The sequence below is a fragment of the Brevibacterium permense genome, assembly GCF_025506275.1.
Classification (GTDB): domain Bacteria; phylum Actinomycetota; class Actinomycetes; order Actinomycetales; family Brevibacteriaceae; genus Brevibacterium; species Brevibacterium permense_A.
The window spans coordinates 24,753-47,974 of record NZ_QYCP01000071.1 but is presented as its reverse complement, the minus strand read 5'-3'; the positions used below and the strand labels follow the sequence as shown (position 1 = coordinate 47,974).

Sequence of the window (23,222 nt, the reverse complement as noted above, 5' to 3'; positions counted from 1 at the left end):
GCTGATCTCTTCCTTCAACACCTCGTCACGCTTGTCACGGGCCGAGGCTGGGCGATGTTTGCGCGCATAGTAAGTACTCGGAGCGATCTTCACGCCGGCAGCACGCAGCGTGGCACAGATCGGCTCGACTCCGAGTTCGTCCTTGTGCTCGTCGATGTACGAGCAGATCACTTCGAGGGGCGGTCGAGCTCCGCCGCGAAGAAAGCCGAGGCTGACTTCAGGATTTGGTTGGCTCGGCGCAGTTCCCGATTCTCCTTCTCAAGGTCCTTGATTCGCTGAGCATCAGCGGTGGTGGTGCCGGGACGGTCCCCGGCATCGACCTGGTCCTGATTGACTCACGACCGCAGTGTTTCTGGGTTCACGCCGAGCTGGTCACCGACTCGGCGGAAGATGCCGCGGCGGGCACCAGGGTCGGCTTCGAGAGCGTCGAGGACCATGCGGACTGCTCTCTCGCGTAGCTCGAGGGGGTATTTAGGTTGGGGCATGACAGGGAAGTCCTTTCCGTGGCTTCACTGTCTCCATTATTCCCGGGGCGAATCAGACAGCACAAAGTCCCACGAGGCGAATTCCTGTTTGGGTGAGGACGAGACGCGAACCTGTATGGTCGCCGCAAGCCCATCCGGGTGCGTGAAGTGTGGAGTAGTGGTAACAGCGGAGGGTGACGCGAAACAACCAGGCGTTGAATCTGGAGCGCAACCGGGCATCGGCGATCATTGACGGTGATAAGCTAGCGAAGAAGGCCAGGCCGGTGGAGGTCACCGTAGAGGAGGATGCCTTCGCCGATGGGGCCCTTGAAGAGGCGATGAAGCTGCCAGGGTTCAGGTACCACGTGACGAACATTCCCGACGGGTCCGCTACCATGCCGTTGAGGTGGTTGTCAACTATTGCAAACTGCGGCATGTCGAGCCGCCATTGGGGATGACGGCGACAGGCATGCAAACCCGACCTGCCCCGTTACCTTTTAAGTAGCCCCACAATCCGTCAGGATAGAAAGGGGTCGCTGGCCCGAGGACCCCGGCATGATTGATGCCCCCAGTCACCATGATCCCGGGGGGTGTAGTCACCGGGGTTCGAAGGCACCAGGGAAATCGCTGAAAGGGGCCAGAACCACTGGCAGAACCCATGCCTTGAGCCCGACCGTAACGTGAATGCCGAACCCAGGAGCCACCACTGCAGCACCGGCCAGCAAAACCACAACCAAACATTCGGTCACATGAGTCGAAGAAGATGAGTGACATGATCACCAACCACGCTGACATCGACGTATTCATCGGCATCGATGTCGGCAAACACAACCACCACGCCGTCGCACTCGACCGCGACGGCAAACAGGTACTGTCAAAAGCCCTGCCGCAGAACGAAACGAAACTCCGAGCTTTGCTTGGCCGGTTACGCAAGCACGGAACTCTGCTGGTGGTCGTCGACCAGCCCGCTACTATCGGCGCCTTGCCGGTCGCGATCGCCCACGCCGAGTCCATTACGGTCGCCTATCTGCCCGGGTTGGCGATGCGCCGCATCGCCGACCTGCACCCAGGTGAGGCGAAAACGGATGCACGCGATGCCGCGATCATCGCTGAAGCAGCCAGGACCATGCCACACACTTTGCGGGGTATTCGGGTGGCGGATGAGAACGTCGCGGAGTTGTCGATGCTGTGCGGCTACGACGATGACCTCGCGAAACAGGCAACGGCCACATCGAACCGGATCCGCGGACTGCTCACCCAGATCCACCCCGGGGTGGAGACCGTGATCGGTCCGCACTTGGATCATCCGGCCATGTTGGCTCTGTTGGCGAAGTACCCGACACCGAAAGCACTCAAGCATGCCGGCAAACACCGGCTCGAAACCCTGTTACGCAAGCAGGCACCTAGGGCGTGGAAGAGATGGGCGACCGCGATCTTCACCGCGTTGGACGAACAGACTGTGGTGGTGTCGGGCACCGACGCCGCCGGGCTCGTCTTACCCCAGTTGGCGACGTCGCTGGCGCAGACACGGCAGTCACGGGATGAAGTGCTGGTGCGCATCGAGGAACTGGTTCAGGCGCATCCGCTTTTCGGACTCCTGACGTCGATGCCGGCAGTCGGCGTCAGGACCACCGCGAGGATACTGACCGAGGTCGTGGGTAAAGACTTCGAATCAGCCGGACACCTCGCATCGTATGCCGGACTGGCACCGGTGACGTGGCGGTCAGGAACGTCGATCCGCGGCGATCACTCGTCCCGTCGGGGCAACAAGATCCTCAAACGAGCCTTGTTCCTGTCGGCGTTCGCGGCGTTGAAAGACCCGTTGTCGAGGACGTATTACGACAAGAAACGTGCCGAGCATAAGAAGCACAACCAGGCGCTGATCGCGCTTGCGAGAAGACGTTGCAACGTGCTGTATGCGATGCTTCGCGACGGTGCTTACTTCCATGCACCCGAGACGGTGGCCGCGGCCTGAACCGTTCCACAGAGAAGTGCCTGATCAGTCCGGGGAAGAGTCCCGGACCGATCATTCCTGCCTTTCGACCATCGCTAGACAAGCTTGAAGAATCTTGTCGATGCCCCTTGACTTAAAACATAGGGGCACCCCCCCCCCCCCGCGAACAAACGGGGCACAAACAACGGTCGAGGTCACCGGGAGAGGCGTGTCGAGGTTCATGCAGGACTATATCGGGGGGTTATTGATGAGGATCGGGACTGCAAATGAGCTCAGCTTTCGCCGTGGATTGTCAGTTCGGTCAGAAAGTCAGAGTGCCTTCGTCATTTCGTTTCCAGCGCTGGCTTCCATCCCTCTTCGGGGTCGCGCAATCCATAGTTGCCACCGGACCAGTCCGCGGCTCAGGAGACGACCGACCTCGCGACCTGTGGCACCGTGGGGAAAGATTCCAAGACGTTGAGGAACCTACGTGTCCAGAAGCGGGAGTCATAGGTGCGGACGGTTTCGGCCATGGTGTCCATTCTGGTGCTCGCCTCCTCCTCATCGATGGTTGCAGCCGCAGTGATCGCCTGAGCGAGGTCATCCAGATTGTGCGGATTGACGATGAACGCATCGACGAGCTCGTCCGCGGCGCCGGAGAATTCAGAGAGCACAAGAGCTCCACCATGTCGCCGGCGTGCGCAAACATATTCTTTGGCGACGAGGTTCATCCCGTCTTTGAGTGAAGTTGCGAGCAGCACATCAGCCGCGAGATAGAGCGCTACGGTTTCGGCAGCAGAATAGTCAAGGTGTTGGTAGCGCACGACGGCGTCGGAGAGACCGCTGAACTTGCCATTGATGCGTCCGACAAGCCGTTCGACCTGTTCCCGCAGATCCCGATACGAAGGGAGGCCTTTGTTCGACGGGACAGCAACTTGGAGGAGGCACGTACACCGCGGGTCGAGGCGCCCATCGTCGAGTAGCCTTTCATATGCGAGGAGACGCTCCACAATGCCATTTGCGTGATCAAGTTTATCGAACCCAAGAAGGAGAATCGCGGGATTCCCGAGTTCGGCCCGAATCTCCTGCGCAATCTGTTGAGTGCTCGCCGACTCAGCTATCTGTGACACAGTCTTGGCATCAATCGAAACCGGGTAGCAATCGACGATGCAGGGATCGCTCATGCTGCCAGTGGGGCCAAGTTGATCGACTACCTCCGTGAAGTTCTTGACATCGGTTTGTCGTTGGAAACCTATAACGTCTGCGCCGAGTAGCCCATCGAGTAACGCTTCACGCCAGGGCAGCTGCTCGAAGAGCCCAGCGGAAGGGAATGGAATATGGCTGAAGTAGCCGATTGAAATATCCGGCCGTTGTCGTCTCACAAAGCTGGGCACTAGTTGCAAGTGGTAGTCATGTATCCAAACCACTGCCCGTGGAGCGGCCGATTCGATGATGGTCTCGGCGAAACGGGCGTTGACAGCACGATATGAGTCCCACCAGGACTGCCGGAACTGCGGGGCGAAAACCCGGTCATGGTAGAGCGGCCAGATCGTCGCGCTGGAGAAGCCTTCGTAGTATGAGCGGAATTCTGAATCGCTCAGTCCGATTGGCACGAGAGACATCCCAGCGAGCTCGAAGGAATCGAACTCTTCGGGGCATATTCCGGCAGATCCGATCCAGGCTCCGTGGCGTTCTCGGATTAACGGGGACATGGCGGATACGAGTCCACGGGGACCGGGGGCCCAATCATCGTCGCGACGAACGGGAGGTAATCTATCGGCGACAACGAGGAACGGATAAGAGTGCAGGTAAGTCTTGACGGACATCTTCGACCTTCTAGATTCTCTGGCCTACGCGCGAAACGTGCTACCTGAGCCTCGTTGTGGTGCTCGAGACTTGACGTGACATGCGTGATGCGACCAGCCTTGTGCGGGAACTCAATGATGATTACAGTGTAAACTAAGTGTTTGTTGCACTCAGCAACTGTCACTAATCAGCAATAGAAAGAAGGTTCCTCCATGGGCTTTATCGCATACCTCATCCTCGGGCTCATCGCCGGCGCTATCGCCAAGGTCATCTTGCCGGGCAAACAGGGCGGCGGCTGGATCGCCACACTCATCCTCGGTGTCATCGGCGCGCTGCTGGGCGGCTGGCTTGGCGGCATCATCTTCGGTGCGGAGATGAATAAGTTCTTCTCAATCTCCACCTGGCTGTGTGCCATTGGAGGATCGCTCATTGTGCTCGTCGTCTGGGGACTCATCACCGGCCGCACCCGTCGGTCCCGAGCCTGACTGTCGACCAGCCGGTGGCATTGACCGTCGATGCCACCGGCATGCGGTTCTACCAGGCTGTAATACGCAGCCCGGGAGTATTGATTGCACCCGCTGAAACTGCGAGCGCGGACCGATAGGATGAGACCATCCATAATCGAATTCGACTTTCGGGTGAGCAGTAGGAGTGTCTATGGCCCAGCGAAGATTGCGACGTCGCGAAGTCATCGACGCGGCGATCGCTTTCATCAATGAGCACGGAATCCAATCTCTTACTATGCGACGCCTCGGCGCCTCGCTAGGAGTGGAGGCGATGGCGTTGTATCGGCATGTGCCAAGCCGAGATGAGTTGATCGCTGCGGCCGTCGGTGAAGTCGTCGATGGTTTGTTCGACGACGAGCTCATGCAACACGAACCAAAATCGTGGGAAGAGTACCTGCAGTGCGTGGCCCATGCGTTGCGCAATCTGGCGCTGTCCCAACCGAAGATGTTTCCTTTGCTGGTCACTCAGCCACCCGATGCGCCCTGGCTACGTCCCCCATTGCGGAGTATCCGGTGGGTTGAGCATTTTCTCTCCTCCCTCAAGCGCTATGACTTCTCTGACGACCGTGCTGTGGCATGCTATAAGGCATTCACCAGCTTCATCCTCGGTGATCTGCTGTTGCAGGTGTCTGCGCTCGACACCGACGCCACTCCAGCTCCAGAGCGCGTAGATGCAGGCCAAGCAGAGGAAGATCTCGAGGACTTCCCGACAGTGAGTCGGCTGCGTGACAAGCTGGCCGAGAATCATGCTGACCGCGAATTCTCCGATGGCCTCGACGAACTCATTGAGCGTATACGTACGACTTTGGACGGCTGAATATAGGGCGTTGAACTCCACAGCTGGAGTTCCTCACAGTTCCTGGAGCCCATCTCGCCGATGCATTAGGGCCAGTCCAGCCATCTGTCCTGTTCCATCGACGATCAAATTTCCAGTCCCGTCTTACACACAAGGACCTCACCCATGCAAACCGGTGTGCAGAGCATTCTCGCCTCCCCACTCGACGATTGGTACGGCTTGCCAAGCAGCGACCTCGCCGAGACGGTTCGTGGCACAGCCGATCCGCCGACGACGATTCTGCGGCTTCAGTCCTTCTTCGGCCTCAGCGGAACCTCGTCGCAGATCGATCAGTGGGAAGCCCTTGCCACAGTCGCCTCGCTCGACGTGGCAGCCGCGCGCATGCTCGAGCCTCATCTCGACGCTTTAGGAATCCTCGAAGAAGCCGGACACCTGTGCCCAGAGCCTCGATCCACATGGGGTGTCTTCGCCGCCGAGGCCCCGGACTCCGTCGTCACAATCAGCGACGAAGGTGGGCATCCGATGCTCGACGGAAAGAAGGCGTGGTGTTCCCTGGCAGGTGAACTCAGCCACGCCGTCGTCATTGCTCACCGAGGCGAGGCGCGTCAGACCTGTGCCGTCTCCCTCGACCATCCCGGTGTGACTCACGATGGCGATCACTGGCCAAGCGTGGGCCTCAAAGAGATTCCGAGCGGGCCGATCACCTTGAGACGGGTGCCCGCCGAGGAGATCGGGACACCCGGATGGTATCTCGAACGTCCGAGCTTCGCCTGGGGCGGAATCCGAGTGGCCGCCTGCTGGTTCGGCGGAGCCTTGGGGATGGCACGAATCGCTGCCCGCCAACACTTCTCTCGTGGCCGACCGGCACCGATGGGTAACCTCGCTCTCGGCCAACTCGACGCCGAAATATTCGCGTGCCGATCCGCATTCGCTCAGGCTGCTGAGGCAGCCGATGGTGATCTGGGATACTCACGTGCACAGTCGTGGAAACTGGCCCTGCAGGTCCGCAACATCGTATACCGGGCCTGTCAGCGGATCCAGCTTCTCAGCCGTGAGCTCGCGGGGCCGGCTTCTCTCACCGGAGATCACGTCTTCGCCAAGGCCGATGCCGACCTCACTGTCTACCTCAGCCAGCACCACGGCCCCAGGGACGAAGAATCACTCGGGATCGAAATCCTCAAGGCCGGTCGTCAGTGACCGATTTCAGCCACCTCGATGCCACCACGCCTGAAGCGGACTGGATCAACGCCGGTATTCTCACACTTCCGCCCTTGTCCTCCGAACTCTTGAGCACCAGTGGAACCGTCGTGGTGCTGGCCGCACATCCCGACGACGAAGCTCTCGGTGCCTCTGCGCTGCTCTCCTCGGCGGCCGAGGCTGGGTGTGATGTGGCTATACTCCTCTTCACTGCGGGAGAGAATTCGCACCCGCGATCGTCCACGCAGTCCGCCGAGCAGATCGGGACAATTCGGATTGGGGAATTTCATACCGCTCTTAGGAGACTCGGCTCCAGGGCGAGGACACGCGTCCTCGACTTCCCCGACGGCGGGCTGGCGGACCACCGTGACCAGGTCTTCACAAAGATCATGAGCGAGACCGCCCACGTTCGGCGACCGATCACCATCGTCGCTCCGTTCAGTCGAGACGGCCACAGTGATCACGAGAGCCTGGGCGCGGCCGCGCTCGACGTCGGGCGCCGACGCGAAGCCCTAGTTCTCGAGTATCCGATCTGGTATTGGCATTGGGCTGCGCCCGATGATGAGCTGTGGCGATCATGGCGATTCTTGCCGGATCCTGCAGCCCTCGATCGCCGAGCGGTGCTGGACTCCTACCCTTCTCAGACGACTCCGCTGAGTGACCTTATCGGGGACGAAGCGATCCTCTCCCCAGACCAGATCGACCACTACCTGCGTGGCGGAGATACCTTTTCGGTCACCGATTTCAGCGTCGCCGCGCCACCTTTCAACGATGCGAATACAGCCGCGCAGGTATTCGACGAGGTCCACACGGAAAGCAGCGACCCTTGGTCGGTCCGAGACTCGGAATATGAGATCGCAAAGCGCCGCACGCTTCTCGATCATCTGCCGCGCGAGAACTACTCCCACATTCTCGAGATCGGCTGCTCGATCGGAGTCCTCAGCCGCGAACTGGCTTCGCGCAGTCGCCGTGTGACCGCTCTCGATGCCAGTCCACAAGCGCTGCGCATCGCGCGAAAGACCAGCGACGCACCGAATCTGGATTTCGTCGAAGCCACGGTGCCGTTCGACTGGCCCGAGGGAGTCTTCGACTGCGTGGTCCTGTCGGAGACCGGTTTCTATCTGAGCCGGTGCCAACTGAATCAGACTCTCCGCTTGATCGCGGAATCGACGACCCCTCGGTTCGTCTTGGTCCTCTGCCATTGGACAGGTGAGATCCGCGACTGGCCCCTCGACGCCGACATCGTCCACGACAGCATCCTGGAGTTCTTGCCGCATCATCGTCGGCAAGTCCACATCAATGGCGAGTACCGACTCGACATAGTCATCGTTGATGACGACAATTCCGTCAACCCCCTGCAGGAACGCAGTTGATCAGTGATTTGGGGATCATCGTCCCTGCCCATGACGAAGAGGCGGAGATCATCGGCTGCCTGCAATCGATCATCAAAGCGATCAGTCATGCCCGGCGTGGTCTGCACTCCAAGGCTAACGGTTTGCGCGTGACGAGCAGTCATCTAGAGGAGACTTCGTCACGGGAATCAGGAACCGACTACCAGGCTGGAACAACCGAATTCCGAGTCATCGTCGTAGCTGATGCGTGTGCTGACGGCACAGTAAGCTTGGTCGAGAACTTCATCAGTGCTCATCCGGTCGTGGAACTGCTCATCACCGACGTGAACAATGTCGGCAGAGCCCGCAATGCAGGTGTCGAACTCTTCCTGAAAACCTCAGGTGACGCTTCCCAGCTCAGGTCTCCTGCTGCCGAGCAGGCCTGGTTAGCCCTGACGGATGCCGACAGTCACGTGCCGGTTCACTGGGTCTCAGCTCATCTTCAGGCAGCGGAAGACAGCGACTGTCTGGTCGGCACAGTAGCACCGCGAGTCGAGACGGGATCACCAGAACTCATCGGACGCTGGCATGCCGCTCACGAACTGGACGAGCAGCATGCCTACGTCTTCGGGGCCAATCTGGGGATCCGGGCGAGTCTGTTCGACGCGATCGGGGGCATTCCGCCTTTGGCAACTGGCGAGGACGCGGCGGTCGTAGATGCCATTCTTGCGAAGGGCGGAAGGGTCTGGAGATCCGACTCGTGCAGAGTGCTCACCTCGGCGCGACTCGACGGGCGCGCTCCAGGCGGGTTCAGCACCTACCTGCGCGGACTCGTCTGATCAGCGCAGTCAGTCCCTCCCGGTGCTTGTTCTGACCATGTCGCAGGGAGCTGCCCTGAGAATAGCCTGTCCGGGCGCCACGTGCCGGCCTGGCGGGGTTACCGCACGCGCAGTGTTGCGGGTGAGATGACCACCTCGATACTGAGTGTTTCACCGACTTCGTGACCATCGACCTCGACGACGCGCGTTATTCGAGTTCGATCGTCAGCGACGAGACTCGCTGGTCGAAGATGTTCTCTCTTTGCTCTGTGCCGACTCGTCGTGCGACATCCTCAGGCGCAGCCCGCTGTCCCACACCATGTTCTTCATCGTGTCGCCCCAGTCGGAGACTCCTTCGGCATTCAGAACGAGGATATCGAGCTCCCCTCCCCCAACCAGAGAGATCAGCATCGGGCAACAGGGTGATCCCGCCCTGCAGGATCCCGCAGTTGCCAACGATGAGAGTGTACGCCGACTCATGGCTGATCTCCTCGATTCAGCACAGCAGATCTATCTCAATGACGTCGCTGGCCGAGAACGCACGGCCAAAAGACTCGACGTAGGCCAGCCACCCTGTCTCGTCCCTGAGGTCATCGTTCGTTTCGGAGATCATGTGCGCATCGATCCCGAACCCGGCAATGACGACGAAGGCCTCGCGTCTAGCGCCCTGCGCCGGGGCATTTCGGCCCGCCCCAGGTCAATGTAGCGTGCCGTTCCGGCAAGGGCACGATTAATTGCCTCGAAGACGTTGTTGAGCGGGATGTCGAGATTAGCCGGTAACGTGGCCTCGAGGTCTGCCCTCCCGAGCTTGGAGGGTTCCCACTCAAGACTAGTGTGGCTCTTGGCAGAAGAGAGTGTCGGCAGATGATTCCCGGACACGGCAAGCCGTTTCCCGGATAGAAGTCGAGATCTTCCGACGATGGAAGCTTCGGGGAGTCGCCCCGCAAGAAGAAGTCTCGGTCCGATTATGGAGCGCACTGGAGGGCACTGTCGAATAGTGCTGTCCTAGCAGACCCACGTGCAGATTTCGGTCCAGAGACTTCGATGTCTACCTTCACGAGGTACCTACCCTCGTAGATTCCTACGACATGCCGGCCAGATCGGTCATGTCTCGTGAAGGAGAATCCGTCAGTGTCGACACCTGCCCGAGTGAGAATCATTCTGACGCTCGGAATAATGAGATGCTCGGTTAACGGCCGACGCCCCCGTAAGTCGTTTCCGCGGGGCCGAGGCTCGTGACCAGAGTAAGAAGCCGCCCACCGCTGATGTTCAGTTGATCAAGCACGGGTGAATCGCTTAACCCTCAGGTCGGGGTTCAAGTCCCTCCCTCGCCACGATAGCGGAAGAACACTCAGTCAATTCTCTGACTGGGGGTTCTGCTCATTCATCGCTTCCCGCTTTCGCACACGCACACGCGCCCACACGCCCCGTGTCACGCCGTGCCGCGGCCCCTCAGACAGGCCGCGCCTTCATAGAACACTTTTCGTTCCATTCATCAGTCCGCGAACCGACGTGCTGTCCCCCACATGGTCGGACAGGTTCCAAACGTGATGGGGACTGAACCAAATGTAGTACGGAGGTAGTCGAATGCTGCTCCGCCACGCAATTGCAGAGCGCCCTCGGGAATCGTCCCGAGGGCGCTCTCTTCTGGCAAAGTGATCAGCGCGAACGCTGATCAGTGCAATCTCAGTTGCCCGAGTCGCCGGCTCCATCAGTCGGCTCCGAAGCGGGCCCGGAGGATTCCTTGCCCGCCGCGTCCTCTGCCAACGAAGGATCTGCGGCCACGGCATCCTCAAGCGCCTTCTTCAGACGATCCTGGGCCTTTCCGTACTCCGCGAAGTCACCGTCCTTCAGCGCGGCATCGGAGTCCTCCATGGCCTTCTTCGCCTCCTGCAGCGCGTCGTTGAGGGCCTTGTCCGGCGAGCCGGACTTCGAATCTGCGGATTCGCCGCCGGAGGTGGATCCCGATTCGCCATCGCCGCTGTCCTCGGTTCCGGCGTCTCCAGCCGTGGCGCCGGAGTCTCCGCCGAAGACCTGGTCGAGCGCTTCGTCGAGGGTCGGAGCGAATCCGATGTCCTCGCCGAAGGCCACGAGCACGTGCTGCAGCAGCGGATAGGAGGTCTCACCGGCGGATCGGACGTAGACCGGTTGGACGTAGAGCAGACCGCCGCCGATCGGCAGAGTCAGCAGGTTGCCGTTCTCGACTTCGGACTCACCCTGACGCAGCAGGTTCAGACTGCGCTGCACATCGGGTGCGGTGTTGAAGTTGTTCTGAGCCTGACCAGGTCCGGGCACAGTGGTGTTGCGCGGAAGCTGCAACAGGCGCAGCTTGCCGTAGCCCTCGGCCGTCTCGCCCTTCTTGTTGCCGGCATCGGCATCGGCAGAGAGGAACCCGGTGAGGTTGTTTCTCGACTGCCCCTCGGACGATCGAGCCGGGATATACGAGCTCGTCAGCGAGAACGACGGCGACCGCTGGCCCGGCATCTGCAGGGTCATGTAGAACGGCGGCTGCGTCAGTCCGCTGCTCGCCTTCGTCGTCGGATCTGTCGGCAGGGTCCAGAAGTCCTGACCGGAGTAGAACTCACTGGCGGAGGTGACATGGTACTTCGTGAGCAGGTCGCGCTGGACCTTGAACATGTCTTCCGGGTACCGGACGTGGCTCATCAGATCACCGGACATCTCCGACGACGACTTGATGAGTCCGGGGAACACCTTCATCCAGGTCTTCAGGACCGGATCGTCCTTGTCCCACTGGTACATGTCGACGGAACCGTCGTAGGCATCGACGGTGATCTTCACCGAGTTCCTGATGTAGTTGACCTCATCGTCCGGCAGAGTCGCCACCGAATTCGGAGCCGACGCCGTGGTCGAGTCCTCGGTGGCCTGCTGGAGCGGCTGCGGTGTCGAATACGGGTAGTCCTCGGCAGTGGTGTAGCCGTCGAGGATCCACTTGATCTTCCCGTCCACGACGGCCGGGTACGGATCGCCGTCGACCTTGAGGAAGGGCGCGAGCTTCTCCACACGCTCGCGCGGGTGACGATCGTAGAGGATCTGGGACTCGTCGTTCAGCGCGTCCGAGAGAAGGATCTGCTCGTCCTGGAACTTCAGGGCGTAGGCGAGGCGGTTGAACACATTGCCCACCGACGGTCCGCCGTCACCGGAGAAGGTGCTGTTGACCTGGCCGGAGCCGCTCTTCTCATCGGAGGGGTAGTCGAGCTCACGCGGAGTCGCGCCCTTCGGTGCGCCGACGATCGAGTAGTCCGGAGATGACTCTCCGAAGTACACACGCGGCTCGTAGTCGGGGAACTCGCCCTTCGGCGGAATATCCGACTCCATGAACAGCGGCTCGCCGTCCGGGTTGCGCTGGTTGCCGTTGGCTGCGACCACACCGAATCCGTGAGTATAGACGATCGCCCGGTTGAACCAGCTCTGGTTGTTGACCGAACTCGGGGCGAGTTCGCGCACCGAGATGACAGTGTCGCGCATGTCCCCGTCGATGTTGTAGCGATCGACGTCGAGCTTCTGCGGGAACGAGTAGTACGGTCGCACCTGCTGCAGCTGCCGGAAGGTATCCGAAACGAGGTTCGGATCTAGCAGACGGATCGACGCCGCGGTCTCTGCATCTTTGCGCAGGTCGCCTTTCTTGCCAGTGGTGCTCGGCGTATACGGAGTCACCTCGATGTCATCGAAGTCGAATGCATCGCGCGTGGCATCGATGTTGTGCTGGATGTAATCGGATTCCTTGCTCTGCTGCGACGGATTGACCTGGAACTGCTGGAGCAGGGCCGGGTACGCGATGATCGAAACGCCGCCGAGCACGATGAGGGTGAGCGTGGCGATGATCGAGATCCGCCAGTTGCCCTTCCACGCGGTATAGACGAACAGCAGTGCGACCAGGACGGCGGCGATGGCAACGATCGCCATGGCTGGCAGGGCGGCATGATCATCGACGTAGGTGACGCCGGGGACGATCCCGCCGGCAGCGGTCATCCGGTCGTAGCGGGAGAGCCACAGCCGACCGGCCTGAACAATGACGAGAACCGCCACGGTGATGCCCAGCTGCCACTGGGCGGCCTTCGTCAGGATGATACCCTTCTGCTCCCCCGGACGGATTCCGCCGAAGAGGTAATGGGCGACGAGAGCGGCGATGAGCGCCAAGAGCAGCGCCATGCCAAGCTGGTTGCCGATGAGGCGCAGGCCAGGAAGGACGAAGACGAAGAACGACTTGTCGAGACCGAACTGAGGATCCTTCGAGCCGAAGGACGTCGAGTTGATCCATTCGAGGATCGTGTTCCAATGCGCCGAGGCGGTGATGCCGGCGAGGACACCCATGACCGCAGGAATCGCGATCGTCGCGACCCGACGCAGAGGCTCGATGGCCTCACGATAACGGTCGAGGTTCTCCTGTCGCGGGGTCGTCGGCGCGTAGACCGGACGATGGCGGTAGGCCAGATGAAGACTCAGCCAGACCGGAACGGCCATGAGGATGAATCCGCCGAGGAATGTCAGTCCGCGGGTGAGCCACATGGTCCGGAAGACGTTCGCTGCGTCGATCTGGCGGAACCACAGCACCTCGGTGTAGACCTGGGTGAAGGCGATGAAGGCGATCAGCAGGATCGCCACAGACACGAGGGTGAGCAGCAGCGGCGAACGTCTTGGCCGATTCGCCGGCATGCGTGCGGAGGTGGGTGAGGACGAGGTGCTCACTACTGCCCTTTCTCATTGTTGTCGGCACCATCGGCGAAACATTTCGGTAGGTCCGAAGTGTTGCCGGCGGCGTACTGCTCCACGGTGGTCTGCGCGTCATCGAGCGTGTCGATGCGCGCCACCGTGATCTTGGATTGGTCTGCGGCGGCCATGACCTCCGCACAGTTGTCGGCGGGCGACAGGAACAGCGTCGCTCCCTTCTCGGTGGCGGCGGCCACTTTCTGGCGAGCACCGCCGATCGGGCCGACCGTTCCGTCAGGGGTGATCTCTCCCGTGCCCGCCACATGCTTGCCGCCTGTCATCGCACCGGGGGTGAGTTCATCGATGATGGCCAGAGCGAACATCGTCCCGGCTGAGGGACCGCCGACGCCGTCGACGTTGAACTTCACGTCGACGGGGAACTCGAAGTCCTGCTTCATCGTGATGCCGATCGCCTTGCGGTCGTCGACCTTCGCGGGGGTCAGGGAGATCGTCTTCGATTTCCCGTCGCGCTCGATGCCGAGCTCGACGGAGTCCGTCCCCTGCACTGTCCTGCTCATGATCTGCGCGGCCTGGGGATCGGAATCGAGCTTCTTGCCGTTGACCGACATGAGTCGGTCTCCCTTGCGCAGCTTGCCCTGAGCCGGAGCATCGGCGACGACGTCATCGACCGACAGATGCACGGAGTACGACTTGTCCATCTGGCCCATGGCGGCGGCGATGGCGACATCCTGGCTCGAGGACATCTCGACCGCATTCGATTCGGTCACGTCCTCGCGAGTGGTGTCCAGCGGGTAGTACGCCTCCGTGGGGACGACGGTCTGTTCGCCGTTGATGAGCGCGCCGAGTGCCTGAGAGGCAAAGATGTCGCGACCGGGTCCGCCGCTGACGGCGACGGTGAGCATGTCGATGCGGCCTGCAGTCGGATAGGTCTTGGCTCCGGAGACGCTGATCATGGGGTCGCCCTGGTAGTCGCCGAGGGTGTTGAAAACCGGTCCCGGCAGCTGAAGCATGTACGGAACCGGCAGAAGCACGGCCAGCGCGATGAAGACGTAGGTGAGGACGCCCGAGGTCGTGGCCAGACGTGAAGTCCGTCGTCGTCTGGTGCCGCGTGTCGGTGCCGGTGACGCCGGCACGGCCCGAGGGGCATTCTCTGTCATGTAATCCTTTCGCTGGACCGCCCCACCAGTCTAGTTGAAACCTCAGCGTCCGTTTCACAGACTCCTTTCGCCCGGTGCGAACATCCTGCGAAACCTCCAGGAATTGGGAAGCTTCGCACATTCGGAACCGTTAACGTTGATGTCAAACCGATTCTTGGGGGCTGTAGAACAATGACCGATGACAACAACAACGAGCAGAATCCGTTCGAGCAGATCTTCGGAATGCTCTTCGGTGCCAATGGTCCCGGATCCGGTCAGGGAGACGACAAGAACAGTTCGGGCATACCGCAGGGCTTCTCGATCGATCCGGCGATGATGTCCACGATCATGAATCAGATGCAGGGGCTCTTCGGACAGGGTGCCGATTCGCAGGCCCAGGCAGTGTCGATCGCTCAGAAGGCCGTTCCGACTCCCGACCCCTCTGTGTCCGAGGACGCCGAGCGGGCGACGACCGATGCGTTCCGTCTGGCCGAGCTCTGGCTCGCCGAGGCCACCGACTTCTCCGTCGCCAACCGCTCCGCCCGTCCGCTGCGCCGAGCCGACTGGGTCAAGGAGACGATGCCCGGCTGGCAGAAGTTCGTGCTCCCCATCAAGGAGAACATGTCCACGGCCCTGACGGACACGCTCGAGTCCCAGGTCCCGGCCGAGATGAAGGGCATCCTCGCAGGCGCATCGTCGATGTTCGGATCGATGAGCGATTCGATGTTCGCCATGCAGATCGGACAGGCCGTCGGCGCGCTGTCCGAAAGCGTCCTCACCGGCACCGAGGTGGGACTCCCGCTGCTCCCCCACGACACTGCCGTGGTCATCGAGAAGAACGTCGAGACATTCGCTTCCGAAATCGACGTCGACGTCTCCGAGGTCCGCATCTACCTCGCGGCTCAGGAGCTCGCCCACCTGGCTCTGTTCGAGCGCGCCCCGTGGCTGAGCGCCCAGGTCGAGACTGCCCTGACTCGTTATGCGCAGGGACTCAAGGTCGACACCTCGCAGATCGAGGACATGGCGTCGAACATCGATCCGTCGAACATCTCCGACCTCAGCGACAATATCCGCCAGGGACTGTTCAATCCGCCGACGACAGACGATCAGAAGAAGGCGCTGGCGTCATTGGAGAACCTCCTCGCCGTCATCGCCGGGTGGGTCGACGTTGTCGTCTATGAGGCGTGCAAGCATCTGCCAGGTCGCGATCAGATCCGCGAAGCACTGCGCCGTCGGCGGGCAACTGCCGGACCAGCGGAGAAGACTTTCTCAACCCTTGTGGGCCTCGAATTCAACCCCCGTCGCCTCCGCGATGCTGCCGCGCTCTTCGCGTACCTCGAGACGCAGGGCGGCGCCGAAGCCCGCGATCGCGTGTTCTCCCATCCGGATCTGCTGCCGACCACGCAGGATCTGGACGACCCGCTGGGTTATTCCGAGCGACGTCAAGCCGAATGGACCAATGAATCGAGCATCGATGAGGCCCTGTCACGCATCCTCGCCGAGGGCCTCGAGGGCGCCGGAGGCAGCGATGCGAAAACTGAATCCGAGGAAACGGATCGCAACGACACTGCGCCGACCGACGACAGCAGCCCCGACGATGACAGCTCGGACGATCGCGACGATCGCTGAATGATCGATCTCGAAACCGCCCGGCAGGAAGTCGAGCGCGGACCGCGGAACTCATTCTCCGAATCCTTCGCGGAGCTCTTCCACCGGCAGGGCGTCGATTCCCTGCACCGCTCCGGGGGTGAGCACCACCTCACAGCCAGCTGTCTGGTCATCGATCCGGTCACCGAGGCGGTTCTGCTCAACCACCACCGGAAGGCCGGCCTGTGGGGTCAGTTCGGCGGACACCTCGAATCTGCCGACGCTTCGCTCCATGATGCCGCTCGCAGAGAGGCCGAAGAGGAAAGCGGTCTGCGCCCTCTCACGCGAGTAACTGCAGATCCCATCGACTTGCATGTGCATGACCTCTCGGCCGCATTCGGGACCTGCACCCGACACTTCGACGTCGTCTTCGCAGCCCAGGCTTCGACTGACGATTCGCCGAATGTGTCGAACGAGTCCTTCGATGTCGCATGGTTTCCTCTGGACCGATTGCCCGATGACCTCATGCCCGACCTGCCGGACCGGCTGCCGGGCCTCTTCCGCTCTGCAGTGTCAGCGCTCAGCTCCCGCGCCTGAATCGCTCCCCGTCGCTGAATCCTTCGAGGTAGAGTTTTGCGTCGGACTGCCGCGGATGGCGATCGGCCAATGCATGGAATTCCTTCGAGTGCGGACCGATCTGGAGATGGACGAGTTCATGGACGACGACCGTCTCCAGCACCCAGCGCGGCACGGCCTGCAGGCGATGAGAGACGCGGATGTCACCCGTCGACGTCGTGGTTGACGCCCACCTGCTGACATTCTGATTCGTCACCCAGCGGATCGACGTCGGTCGCAGCCTGCTGCCGAAGAAGCGACGGCTCATCTCCTCAGCCAACTCGGCGAGATCGGCATCCGACGAATGATCACGGGCGGAGAGGCGATTGAACAGATCCGTCAGCGAACGGATGTTGCGCTCCACGCTGTAGCGAACGGGAGTGCGCAACACGTAGGTCTCGACCTCCTTCGACACGGCGACGGTCTTCTTCCGCCGCGCCGATCGACGCACTTCTATCTCTCCCCGGGCGATCGCCCGCAGCACCTCTTCTTCACTCCACCGCTGCGCTCTGCTCACCGGTCCATCATAGGAAACCGCACTGACGCGGTGACAGCGTCACTGGAACCGTGGCGGCGTCCCTGAAGCGGTTCTGAAGACGAACAGCCTTCGGAGTTTGTGAGTTTGCTGAGTCTGCTGAAATTTCGGCGGCAGATCCCCCGTCCACAGCCGCCTAGGTGATCGCAGTCCCCGCAGAACGGGAGCTGATCCGACCCGGGAGCGTGTTTATCAACAGCCATACCGTCACTCAAGGCACCTTTCCTCCACAGACTCCACGGCGATTCCCACAGGTTATCCACAGGCTGTTGACGTGTCTGTGCATGACGGTGCATTGACGCGGAGGCTTTTGCGGAATAAGTTCTATGCTTGACCCCGGAAAACCCGAGGATGCGTGCGGAAGGGGAAGCCGCACGAGTCCTCGCGAGCGCCTGGGGCACTATGCGGCTGAGGGCATGCCGGGACGCGCTTCCAGGCCTGTCCTCAGCCGTTTTTCCACAGGGTTATCCACAACTCCTATCCTGCCGTGGCCATTCTGTCTCTCGTTCACTACTGTGGAAGTCTCCACGATGGCGAGGCGAAGGGGCCGAGATGTTCAGAATCTTTCCGAGTGTTCCCATCACATGGCGATCGTCCTCGTGCATCCAGTTCGGCGCCGATGATCCTGTGCTCATCGATGGGCTGCTGTTCGGTGACGCCAGTCTCATCGAAGATCTCCGTCTCGGCATCGGCTCGGCTCAGTTCTATTCACGTGCTCAGGAACTCGGGGTCGACCTCAGCAGGGCGGGCTCTCTCATCACCCTCCTCGGCGAGGCGGGTGTCCTCATTCCGGCCGACGCGGACGGCGGCACCGTGCCGAAGGGGTCCCCGGTTTTCGCCGCGGCGCGCATATTCAATCTGTCGCCGGATCGGGTCTCTCAGGTCCTCGGGTCCCGGCCTGTGCTGGTCACGGGTCCATTGCGCTCCCATGTCGAAGGGCAGCTGGCGGCTCTCGGATTCGCCGTCGCCGCGGCTCGCCGTGTCGAGGAGCTCGATCTCATGGCTTCACCGGTGGTGGTCACGAGTTCTCACCTGGTTCCGGATCTCAATTCCGCCATGTGGCTCAGTGATAGCGAAGTCGACCACTGTCAGGTCGTCCTCGGTGAGCAGTCTGTGGAGATCACGGGACTCATCCGGCCCGGTTCGACACCGTGCTCTGTGTGTTCCTGCCTGCATCGGAAGGACAGCGATGCCGGTTGGCTCGATCAGCATCCGCGTCTGCGTGCCCTGCCGGAGCGTGAGAGCCTGAGCGATCCCGCCGCACGCATCCTCGGTTCGGCTCATGTTATTCAGATGCTTCGTCAGGCGCTGCTGCGCCCCGAAACACCACCGATCCGACGCATGGTCAGCTTGGATGCCGGCGAGGTCACGGATAGCGGAATGACCTTCCACGATCGCTGCCGGTGTCGCACTCCGGTCCCGGAATTCGGGTCAGTCGCCGAGCAGACCCAGTAGGTGAGTTCCGTAGAGTTCGAGCTTCGTCGCACCGATGCCGGGGACCCGCGCAAGTTCGTCGAGGGTGCGGGGACGGACTTCCGCGATGACAGACAGCGAGGTGTCCGTGAGCACGAGGTACGGCGGCAGTCCCTGCTCCATTCCGATGCGCACACGCCAGCGGCGCAGACGATCCAGCAGCTCGAGATCGATGTCGGCAGGACAGTCCGCACATCGTCCGACTGCACGGTCGATGTGCGAGACCAATGCCCTCCCGCACCCGCGGCAGCGGTTGAGTGCCGCAGAGTTCGACGCTGAGCGGCCATCTCCCATCGTCGGTCCGGACTGGCCGAGTTCGGCGAGGAAGCGTGACGACCTTCTCGGTTTCTGTTTGGAGTCGAACCGGGCCAGCGACCAACTCATCCGCAGGTCTGTGCCTGCACGCGTCAGCGCCACGTAGAACAGGCGGCGTTCCTCAGCGATGGCTCGAGGCGTCTGAGCATAGCTGATGGGCAGCAGACCTTCGCTGAGACCCACCAGGTGCACGCTGTCCCATTCCAGGCCTTTCGCTGCGTGGAACGACGCCAGAGTGACGCCTTCGATGTCCGGGGCGAACTGGTGCTCGGCACGATCCGACAGGTCGCTGAGGAAGACCTCCATCGGCACAGGGAGTTCCTGACCGTGCTGATGCTCCTCGGCGAGGTCGACGAGGGCTTTGAGCGATTCCCAACGCTGTCTGCCCGCTCCGGCGGTCGGCGGCTCTCGGGTGAAGCCGAGAGAGCCGAGAACCTCTGTCACGGCTTCGGTCAGACGCTGTCCGCTCGAGGTCGCGCGTGCGGCCTTGAGCATGAGAACGGCCTCCTTGACCTCTTTGCGTGCGAAGAAGCGCTCTCCGCCGCGCAGCACATAGGGAATCCCGGCTGCGGCCAGCGCCTGTTCGTAGGAAGGACTCTGTCCGTTCGTACGGAAGAGAACTGCGATGTTGCGCGGACGACGTCCGGCCTGGATCTCTGCCGAGATGGCCTGGACGACCCCGGTGGCCTCGGCCTCGTCGGTCGGATACTCCACCATGCGCGGCTGGCGGCCCATCGGGTTGTCGGTCCGCAAGGTCAGCGCGGTCCGAGAGGTGTGTCGCAGCAGATTGTTCGCGGTGGACACGATGGCCTGGGACGACCGGTAGTTGCGCACCAGGCGGATCGTTCTGGCCGCGGGCATCGACGTGCTGAGCGAACCGAGCAGGCTCGCATCGGCTCCCGCGAAGGTATAGATGGTCTGAGCGGGATCGCCGACGACGCAGAGATTGTCACGGGGGCCCAGCCACCGGGACAGAACATCGTATTGGAGCGGCGAGACGTCTTGGAACTCGTCGACGACGAAGTGCCTGTACTGTTCGCGGATCTCGGCTGCGATCGCCGGATACTCGGCCAGAACTCCCGAGAGCACGAGGAGCACATCATCGAAATCAAGCAGCCGTCCCCGTGTCTTCGCCTCCCCGTAGGCTTCGAAGATCCGCACCATATCGTCGACGCTCAGCTGACCGGGGAGGTCCCGGGCCGCCGCCTTCGTCGCATAGTCGTCGACGCCGAGCAGGGACGACGCCGCGAACTCGATCTCCGACGCGACGTCTCTGGTCAGTTCCCGACTGGTCTCCAACCCGAGGCTCTGCATGACCGAGCCGATGATGCCCGCCTTGTTCTCGATGATCCGCGGAAAGTCTCCTTCGGCGAACCGGTCCCAGAAGAATCGCAGCTGACGCAGCGCTGCGGAGTGGAACGTGCGGGCTTGGACCGCGGGGACTCCGAGTCCGCGTAGGCGTGAGCGCATCTCCCCCGCCGCCTTGGCGGTGAATGTCAGCGCGAGGACATGGTTGGCAGGGAAAACATCCGACGCAATTCCAAAGGCGATCCGGTGCGTCATGGCGCGGGTCTTACCGGTGCCGGCACCGGCGAGGACGATCACCGGTGAATCGAAATGGGTGGCGACGGCGCGCTGTTCCTCGTCCAAGGCCTCGAGCAGGGCCGTGGCCGAAGCGTTCATGCGTTGTCCAACCAGCTGTACAGGAGCTGACCGGCGATGGAGATCGTCGAGGGAGCGCGCACCTCGCCGTTCGCAATGGCAGCGCGCAGCTCCGTCCGGGTGAACCAGCGCAGCGAGGCGATCTCCGCCTCGTCGGCGGCGAAGTCTCGGCTGGGAGCGACGGCCGAGAAGCCGAGCATGAGCGAACAGGGAAACGGCCACGGCTGAGAGCCCAGATACCGCGGTTCAGTGACTTCGAGATGAGCTTCTTCCCAGATCTCGCGGATCACCGCGTGCTCGAGTGTCTCACCCGGTTCGACGAATCCGGCCAGGAGCGAATACCGGTCGGATTCCCAGGCGGCGTTGTTTCCCAACAGGACACGTTCGACTCCGTCCTCATCGGTGTTGACGATGACGACGATGACTGCCGGATCGGTGCGGGGAAAGTGTTCGCTTCCGGTCTCCGGATCGCGGCGGACCCATCCGCCCATGATCGGAGTGGTCGGGGTGCCGGTACGCGGGGAGAACCGGTGTGCACGATGCCAGTTTCCCAAACCGACGATCTCGCAGGCCAAGGATACCTGCACATCGTCAAGGGCTTCGGCGAGATGACGCAGGGGGAGCCAGACGGGTTCGGAACTGTCGATCCCCTCTCCCGGCGCGGTCAGCAGATCGGTGGCGTCCCGGGCGCGCGAGGCGTCCAATCGGGAATCGACGTGGCTGCGACCGTCGTCGTCCAAGGACACTCCGATATAGCGGGTGCCCTGTGGGTCTTGTCCGAGGTAGACCTCCGTCTGACCCTCCGGCACAGCTTCGCAGTCGGTCAGGAAGAGCCCACCACCGGCGACGAGCAGCGATCCGCGATGTTCGAAGACGGCGCGGGCCCCTGAGGCCCAGATCTCGCTGAGTTCTCCGTCTTGGCCCCGAGTCAGATGGTCCCGATCGATTCCGTGTCGGGCGAGGCTGATCGGCTGCACTGGAGGCAATGGCTTCATGCCCTCCACGATATCTCAGCGTCCTGACACGACGACCGTGACCGTGAATGCCTGACAGGGCCCGAATGTTCCCTCGGCAGACACGCTCGACGGCGAGTCCCGTGTCTCAGCCGAACCCAGACGGTAGATTGGGGAAGGTGGATACCAAGGCGCTCAAGTTGACTGCGATCGCGGCGACGATGCTCGACGGCTTCGTCCCGACGACATGGACACCCCTGCCGCCGCTGGATGCCGGAGTCAGAGTCCTACTCGGCGATGACGATCAGCAGCTCGTCGCAACGGCTCAGACCCAGCTCGATCGGACCGCGGACATCGGCTCAGCAGCCGAGGCGGGACGAATCTACGAGTCCATGTATCCACACGCTGACTTCGTATGGCCGCGTCTGCGGGCCATCACCGAGGTGGACGCCGACTATTTCGACACGTCGTCCCCGACGACTGTGACACTGGCCGATCCGCTGCCGGGTGCGCCTCTGGGAGATGTGCCCATCTCCGACACTGCGCGGGCCAGTTCGCTGGCCCAGGCTCTGGCGACTCTGCATTCGGCTGCGCCCGAGCCCGTCGCCGATGCCGGTTTCCCGGTGGAGGATCCCTCTCGATCACAGTTCCTCATCCTTGAGCGCCTCGATCAGGCGGCGAGCACCGGAAGAGTCCCGTCGTCTCTGCTGCAGCATTGGGAGGAGGAATTCGAGAAGGTGGCGCTCTGGCATTTCCTCGCCACGCCCATCCACGGCTCTCTTGATGAGACGAGCGTCTATACCGATCAGGAGCGAGTGCTCGCACTCGCCGAGATCGGTCGTCTGCGCGTCGCCGATCCGGCCATCGATCTGGCGGCGGCCTCCGCGCTGATCGATCCTGCCGCCCTGCCGACCTTCTACGAGGAGTACCGCAATTCCCGACCCCGCGCCGACGAGCATGTCATTGCCCGCGCCGAGCTGTTGGCCGAATTCGCGGTGCTCGACTGGCTGCTCGAGGCGGTCGACTCCGGGGATGAGACCGCCGTCGAGGATGCCGCCGGGCTCCTCAGCTCGTTCAATGAGGTCCTGTTCGGTTCCTCCGCCGATGCAGCCGCCTCTGCTGAGGAACCGACTTCTGTTTCCGCAACCGAACCTGCAGACGGTGGAGACACTCGCGGAGCGGCCCCGCGTTCCTCTGCCCCGGCAGCGGCTGATGCTCCCGACGTGGAAGCCGCGATCACGGAGACCGCAGCCCCCGATGTGTTCATTCCCGGAGCTCAGCCTCCGTCGGCGCCCTCGGATGACGATTCGGAGTTCGACTTTGAGCCGGGATCGCAGGTGCGGACAGAGCCGACTCGGGACGCCGACGAAACTGATGACGGGGAAGAGACCGGCCGGATCCGCTGA

17 protein-coding genes and 1 other annotated feature are annotated in these 23,222 nt (G+C 61.9%); of the genes, 10 read left to right on the top strand and 7 right to left on the bottom strand.

Annotation, left to right across the window (positions count from 1 at the left end; genetic code table 11):
* Positions 1-78 precede the first annotated feature (78 nt).
* Positions 79-207, bottom strand: a sequence feature (AL1L pseudoknot).
* Between the two features lie 128 nt (positions 208-335).
* Positions 336-485 (bottom strand): hypothetical protein, encoded by a 150-nt coding sequence (locus D3I60_RS03205; protein WP_262774706.1) that lies wholly within the window; start codon positions 483-485, stop codon positions 336-338.
* A gap of 751 nt (positions 486-1,236) precedes the next feature.
* Between D3I60_RS03205 and D3I60_RS03200 the strand changes: the two genes are divergently transcribed.
* Positions 1,237-2,439 (top strand): IS110 family transposase, encoded by a 1,203-nt coding sequence (locus tag D3I60_RS03200; RefSeq protein ID WP_262774705.1) that lies wholly within the window; start codon positions 1,237-1,239, stop codon positions 2,437-2,439.
* Between the two features lie 380 nt (positions 2,440-2,819).
* Here D3I60_RS03200 and D3I60_RS03195 read toward each other — a convergent pair whose 3' ends face one another.
* Complete coding sequence (locus D3I60_RS03195; protein WP_262774704.1) at positions 2,820-4,223, bottom strand: alpha,alpha-trehalose-phosphate synthase (UDP-forming); 1,404 nt, start codon at positions 4,221-4,223, stop codon at positions 2,820-2,822.
* Between the two features lie 192 nt (positions 4,224-4,415).
* Here D3I60_RS03195 and D3I60_RS03190 point away from each other — a divergent pair, with 192 nt between their 5' ends.
* The 5 genes from D3I60_RS03190 to D3I60_RS03170 all read left to right on the top strand — a co-directional run bounded on the left by D3I60_RS03190 (position 4,416) and on the right by D3I60_RS03170 (position 8,872).
* Positions 4,416-4,688: a GlsB/YeaQ/YmgE family stress response membrane protein gene (locus D3I60_RS03190; RefSeq protein ID WP_262774703.1), complete on the top strand. Its 273-nt coding sequence runs from the start codon at positions 4,416-4,418 to the stop codon at positions 4,686-4,688.
* Positions 4,689-4,860: 172 nt separating this feature from the next.
* Positions 4,861-5,526, top strand: a complete 666-nt coding sequence (locus D3I60_RS03185) for a TetR/AcrR family transcriptional regulator (RefSeq protein ID WP_262774702.1) — start codon at positions 4,861-4,863, stop codon at positions 5,524-5,526.
* A 144-nt stretch (positions 5,527-5,670) separates the two neighbouring features.
* A complete protein-coding gene (locus D3I60_RS03180) occupies positions 5,671-6,702 on the top strand; it encodes an acyl-CoA dehydrogenase family protein (RefSeq protein WP_262774701.1) in 1,032 nt (343 codons plus the stop codon).
* The gene (locus D3I60_RS03175; protein WP_262774700.1) at positions 6,699-8,075 is read left to right on the top strand and encodes a bifunctional PIG-L family deacetylase/class I SAM-dependent methyltransferase; all 1,377 of its coding nucleotides are present in this window, start codon (positions 6,699-6,701) and stop codon (positions 8,073-8,075) included. Before D3I60_RS03180 ends, D3I60_RS03175 begins: the two co-directional genes overlap by 4 nt.
* On the top strand, positions 8,072-8,872 hold the full coding sequence (locus tag D3I60_RS03170; RefSeq protein WP_262774699.1) for a glycosyltransferase: 801 nt from the start codon (positions 8,072-8,074) through the stop codon (positions 8,870-8,872). The genes D3I60_RS03175 and D3I60_RS03170 overlap by 4 nt, the downstream gene beginning before the upstream one ends.
* Before the next feature lie 1,665 nt (positions 8,873-10,537).
* Here the strand turns inward: D3I60_RS03170 and D3I60_RS03165 are convergent.
* Together D3I60_RS03165 and D3I60_RS03160 are read right to left on the bottom strand one after the other, a co-directional pair.
* The gene (locus D3I60_RS03165) at positions 10,538-13,558 is read right to left on the bottom strand and encodes a UPF0182 family membrane protein (protein WP_262774698.1); all 3,021 of its coding nucleotides are present in this window, start codon (positions 13,556-13,558) and stop codon (positions 10,538-10,540) included.
* Entirely contained in the window at positions 13,558-14,697 is a 1,140-nt protein-coding gene (locus D3I60_RS03160) for a YlbL family protein (protein ID WP_262774697.1), read from the bottom strand. The genes D3I60_RS03165 and D3I60_RS03160 overlap by 1 nt, the downstream gene beginning before the upstream one ends.
* 171 nt (positions 14,698-14,868) lie before the next feature.
* On the opposite strand from D3I60_RS03160, the gene D3I60_RS03155 reads away from it, so the two are divergent.
* Both D3I60_RS03155 and D3I60_RS03150 read left to right on the top strand, forming a co-directional pair.
* On the top strand, positions 14,869-16,305 hold the full coding sequence (locus D3I60_RS03155) for a zinc-dependent metalloprotease (protein ID WP_262774696.1): 1,437 nt from the start codon (positions 14,869-14,871) through the stop codon (positions 16,303-16,305).
* Complete coding sequence (locus D3I60_RS03150; protein ID WP_262774695.1) at positions 16,306-16,860, top strand: NUDIX hydrolase; 555 nt, start codon at positions 16,306-16,308, stop codon at positions 16,858-16,860.
* Here the strand turns inward: D3I60_RS03150 and D3I60_RS03145 are convergent.
* Positions 16,844-17,395 carry a M48 metallopeptidase family protein gene (locus D3I60_RS03145; RefSeq protein ID WP_262774694.1) on the bottom strand — a complete coding sequence of 184 codons (552 nt, stop codon included), beginning with the start codon at positions 17,393-17,395 and terminating at the stop codon, positions 16,844-16,846. The two genes, D3I60_RS03150 and D3I60_RS03145, sit on opposite strands and share 17 nt — an antisense overlap.
* A 570-nt stretch (positions 17,396-17,965) precedes the next feature.
* Between D3I60_RS03145 and D3I60_RS03140 the strand changes: the two genes are divergently transcribed.
* A complete protein-coding gene (locus D3I60_RS03140) occupies positions 17,966-18,868 on the top strand; it encodes a hypothetical protein (RefSeq protein ID WP_262774693.1) in 903 nt (300 codons plus the stop codon).
* Here the strand turns inward: D3I60_RS03140 and D3I60_RS03135 are convergent.
* A complete protein-coding gene (locus D3I60_RS03135; RefSeq protein ID WP_262774692.1) occupies positions 18,845-20,884 on the bottom strand; it encodes an ATP-dependent DNA helicase UvrD2 in 2,040 nt (679 codons plus the stop codon). The two genes, D3I60_RS03140 and D3I60_RS03135, sit on opposite strands and share 24 nt — an antisense overlap.
* Complete coding sequence (gene nudC / locus D3I60_RS03130; RefSeq protein ID WP_262774691.1) at positions 20,881-21,858, bottom strand: NAD(+) diphosphatase; 978 nt, start codon at positions 21,856-21,858, stop codon at positions 20,881-20,883. Before nudC ends, D3I60_RS03135 begins: the two co-directional genes overlap by 4 nt.
* Before the next feature lie 137 nt (positions 21,859-21,995).
* Here nudC and D3I60_RS03125 point away from each other — a divergent pair, with 137 nt between their 5' ends.
* A complete protein-coding gene (locus D3I60_RS03125; RefSeq protein ID WP_262774690.1) occupies positions 21,996-23,222 on the top strand; it encodes an aminoglycoside phosphotransferase in 1,227 nt (408 codons plus the stop codon).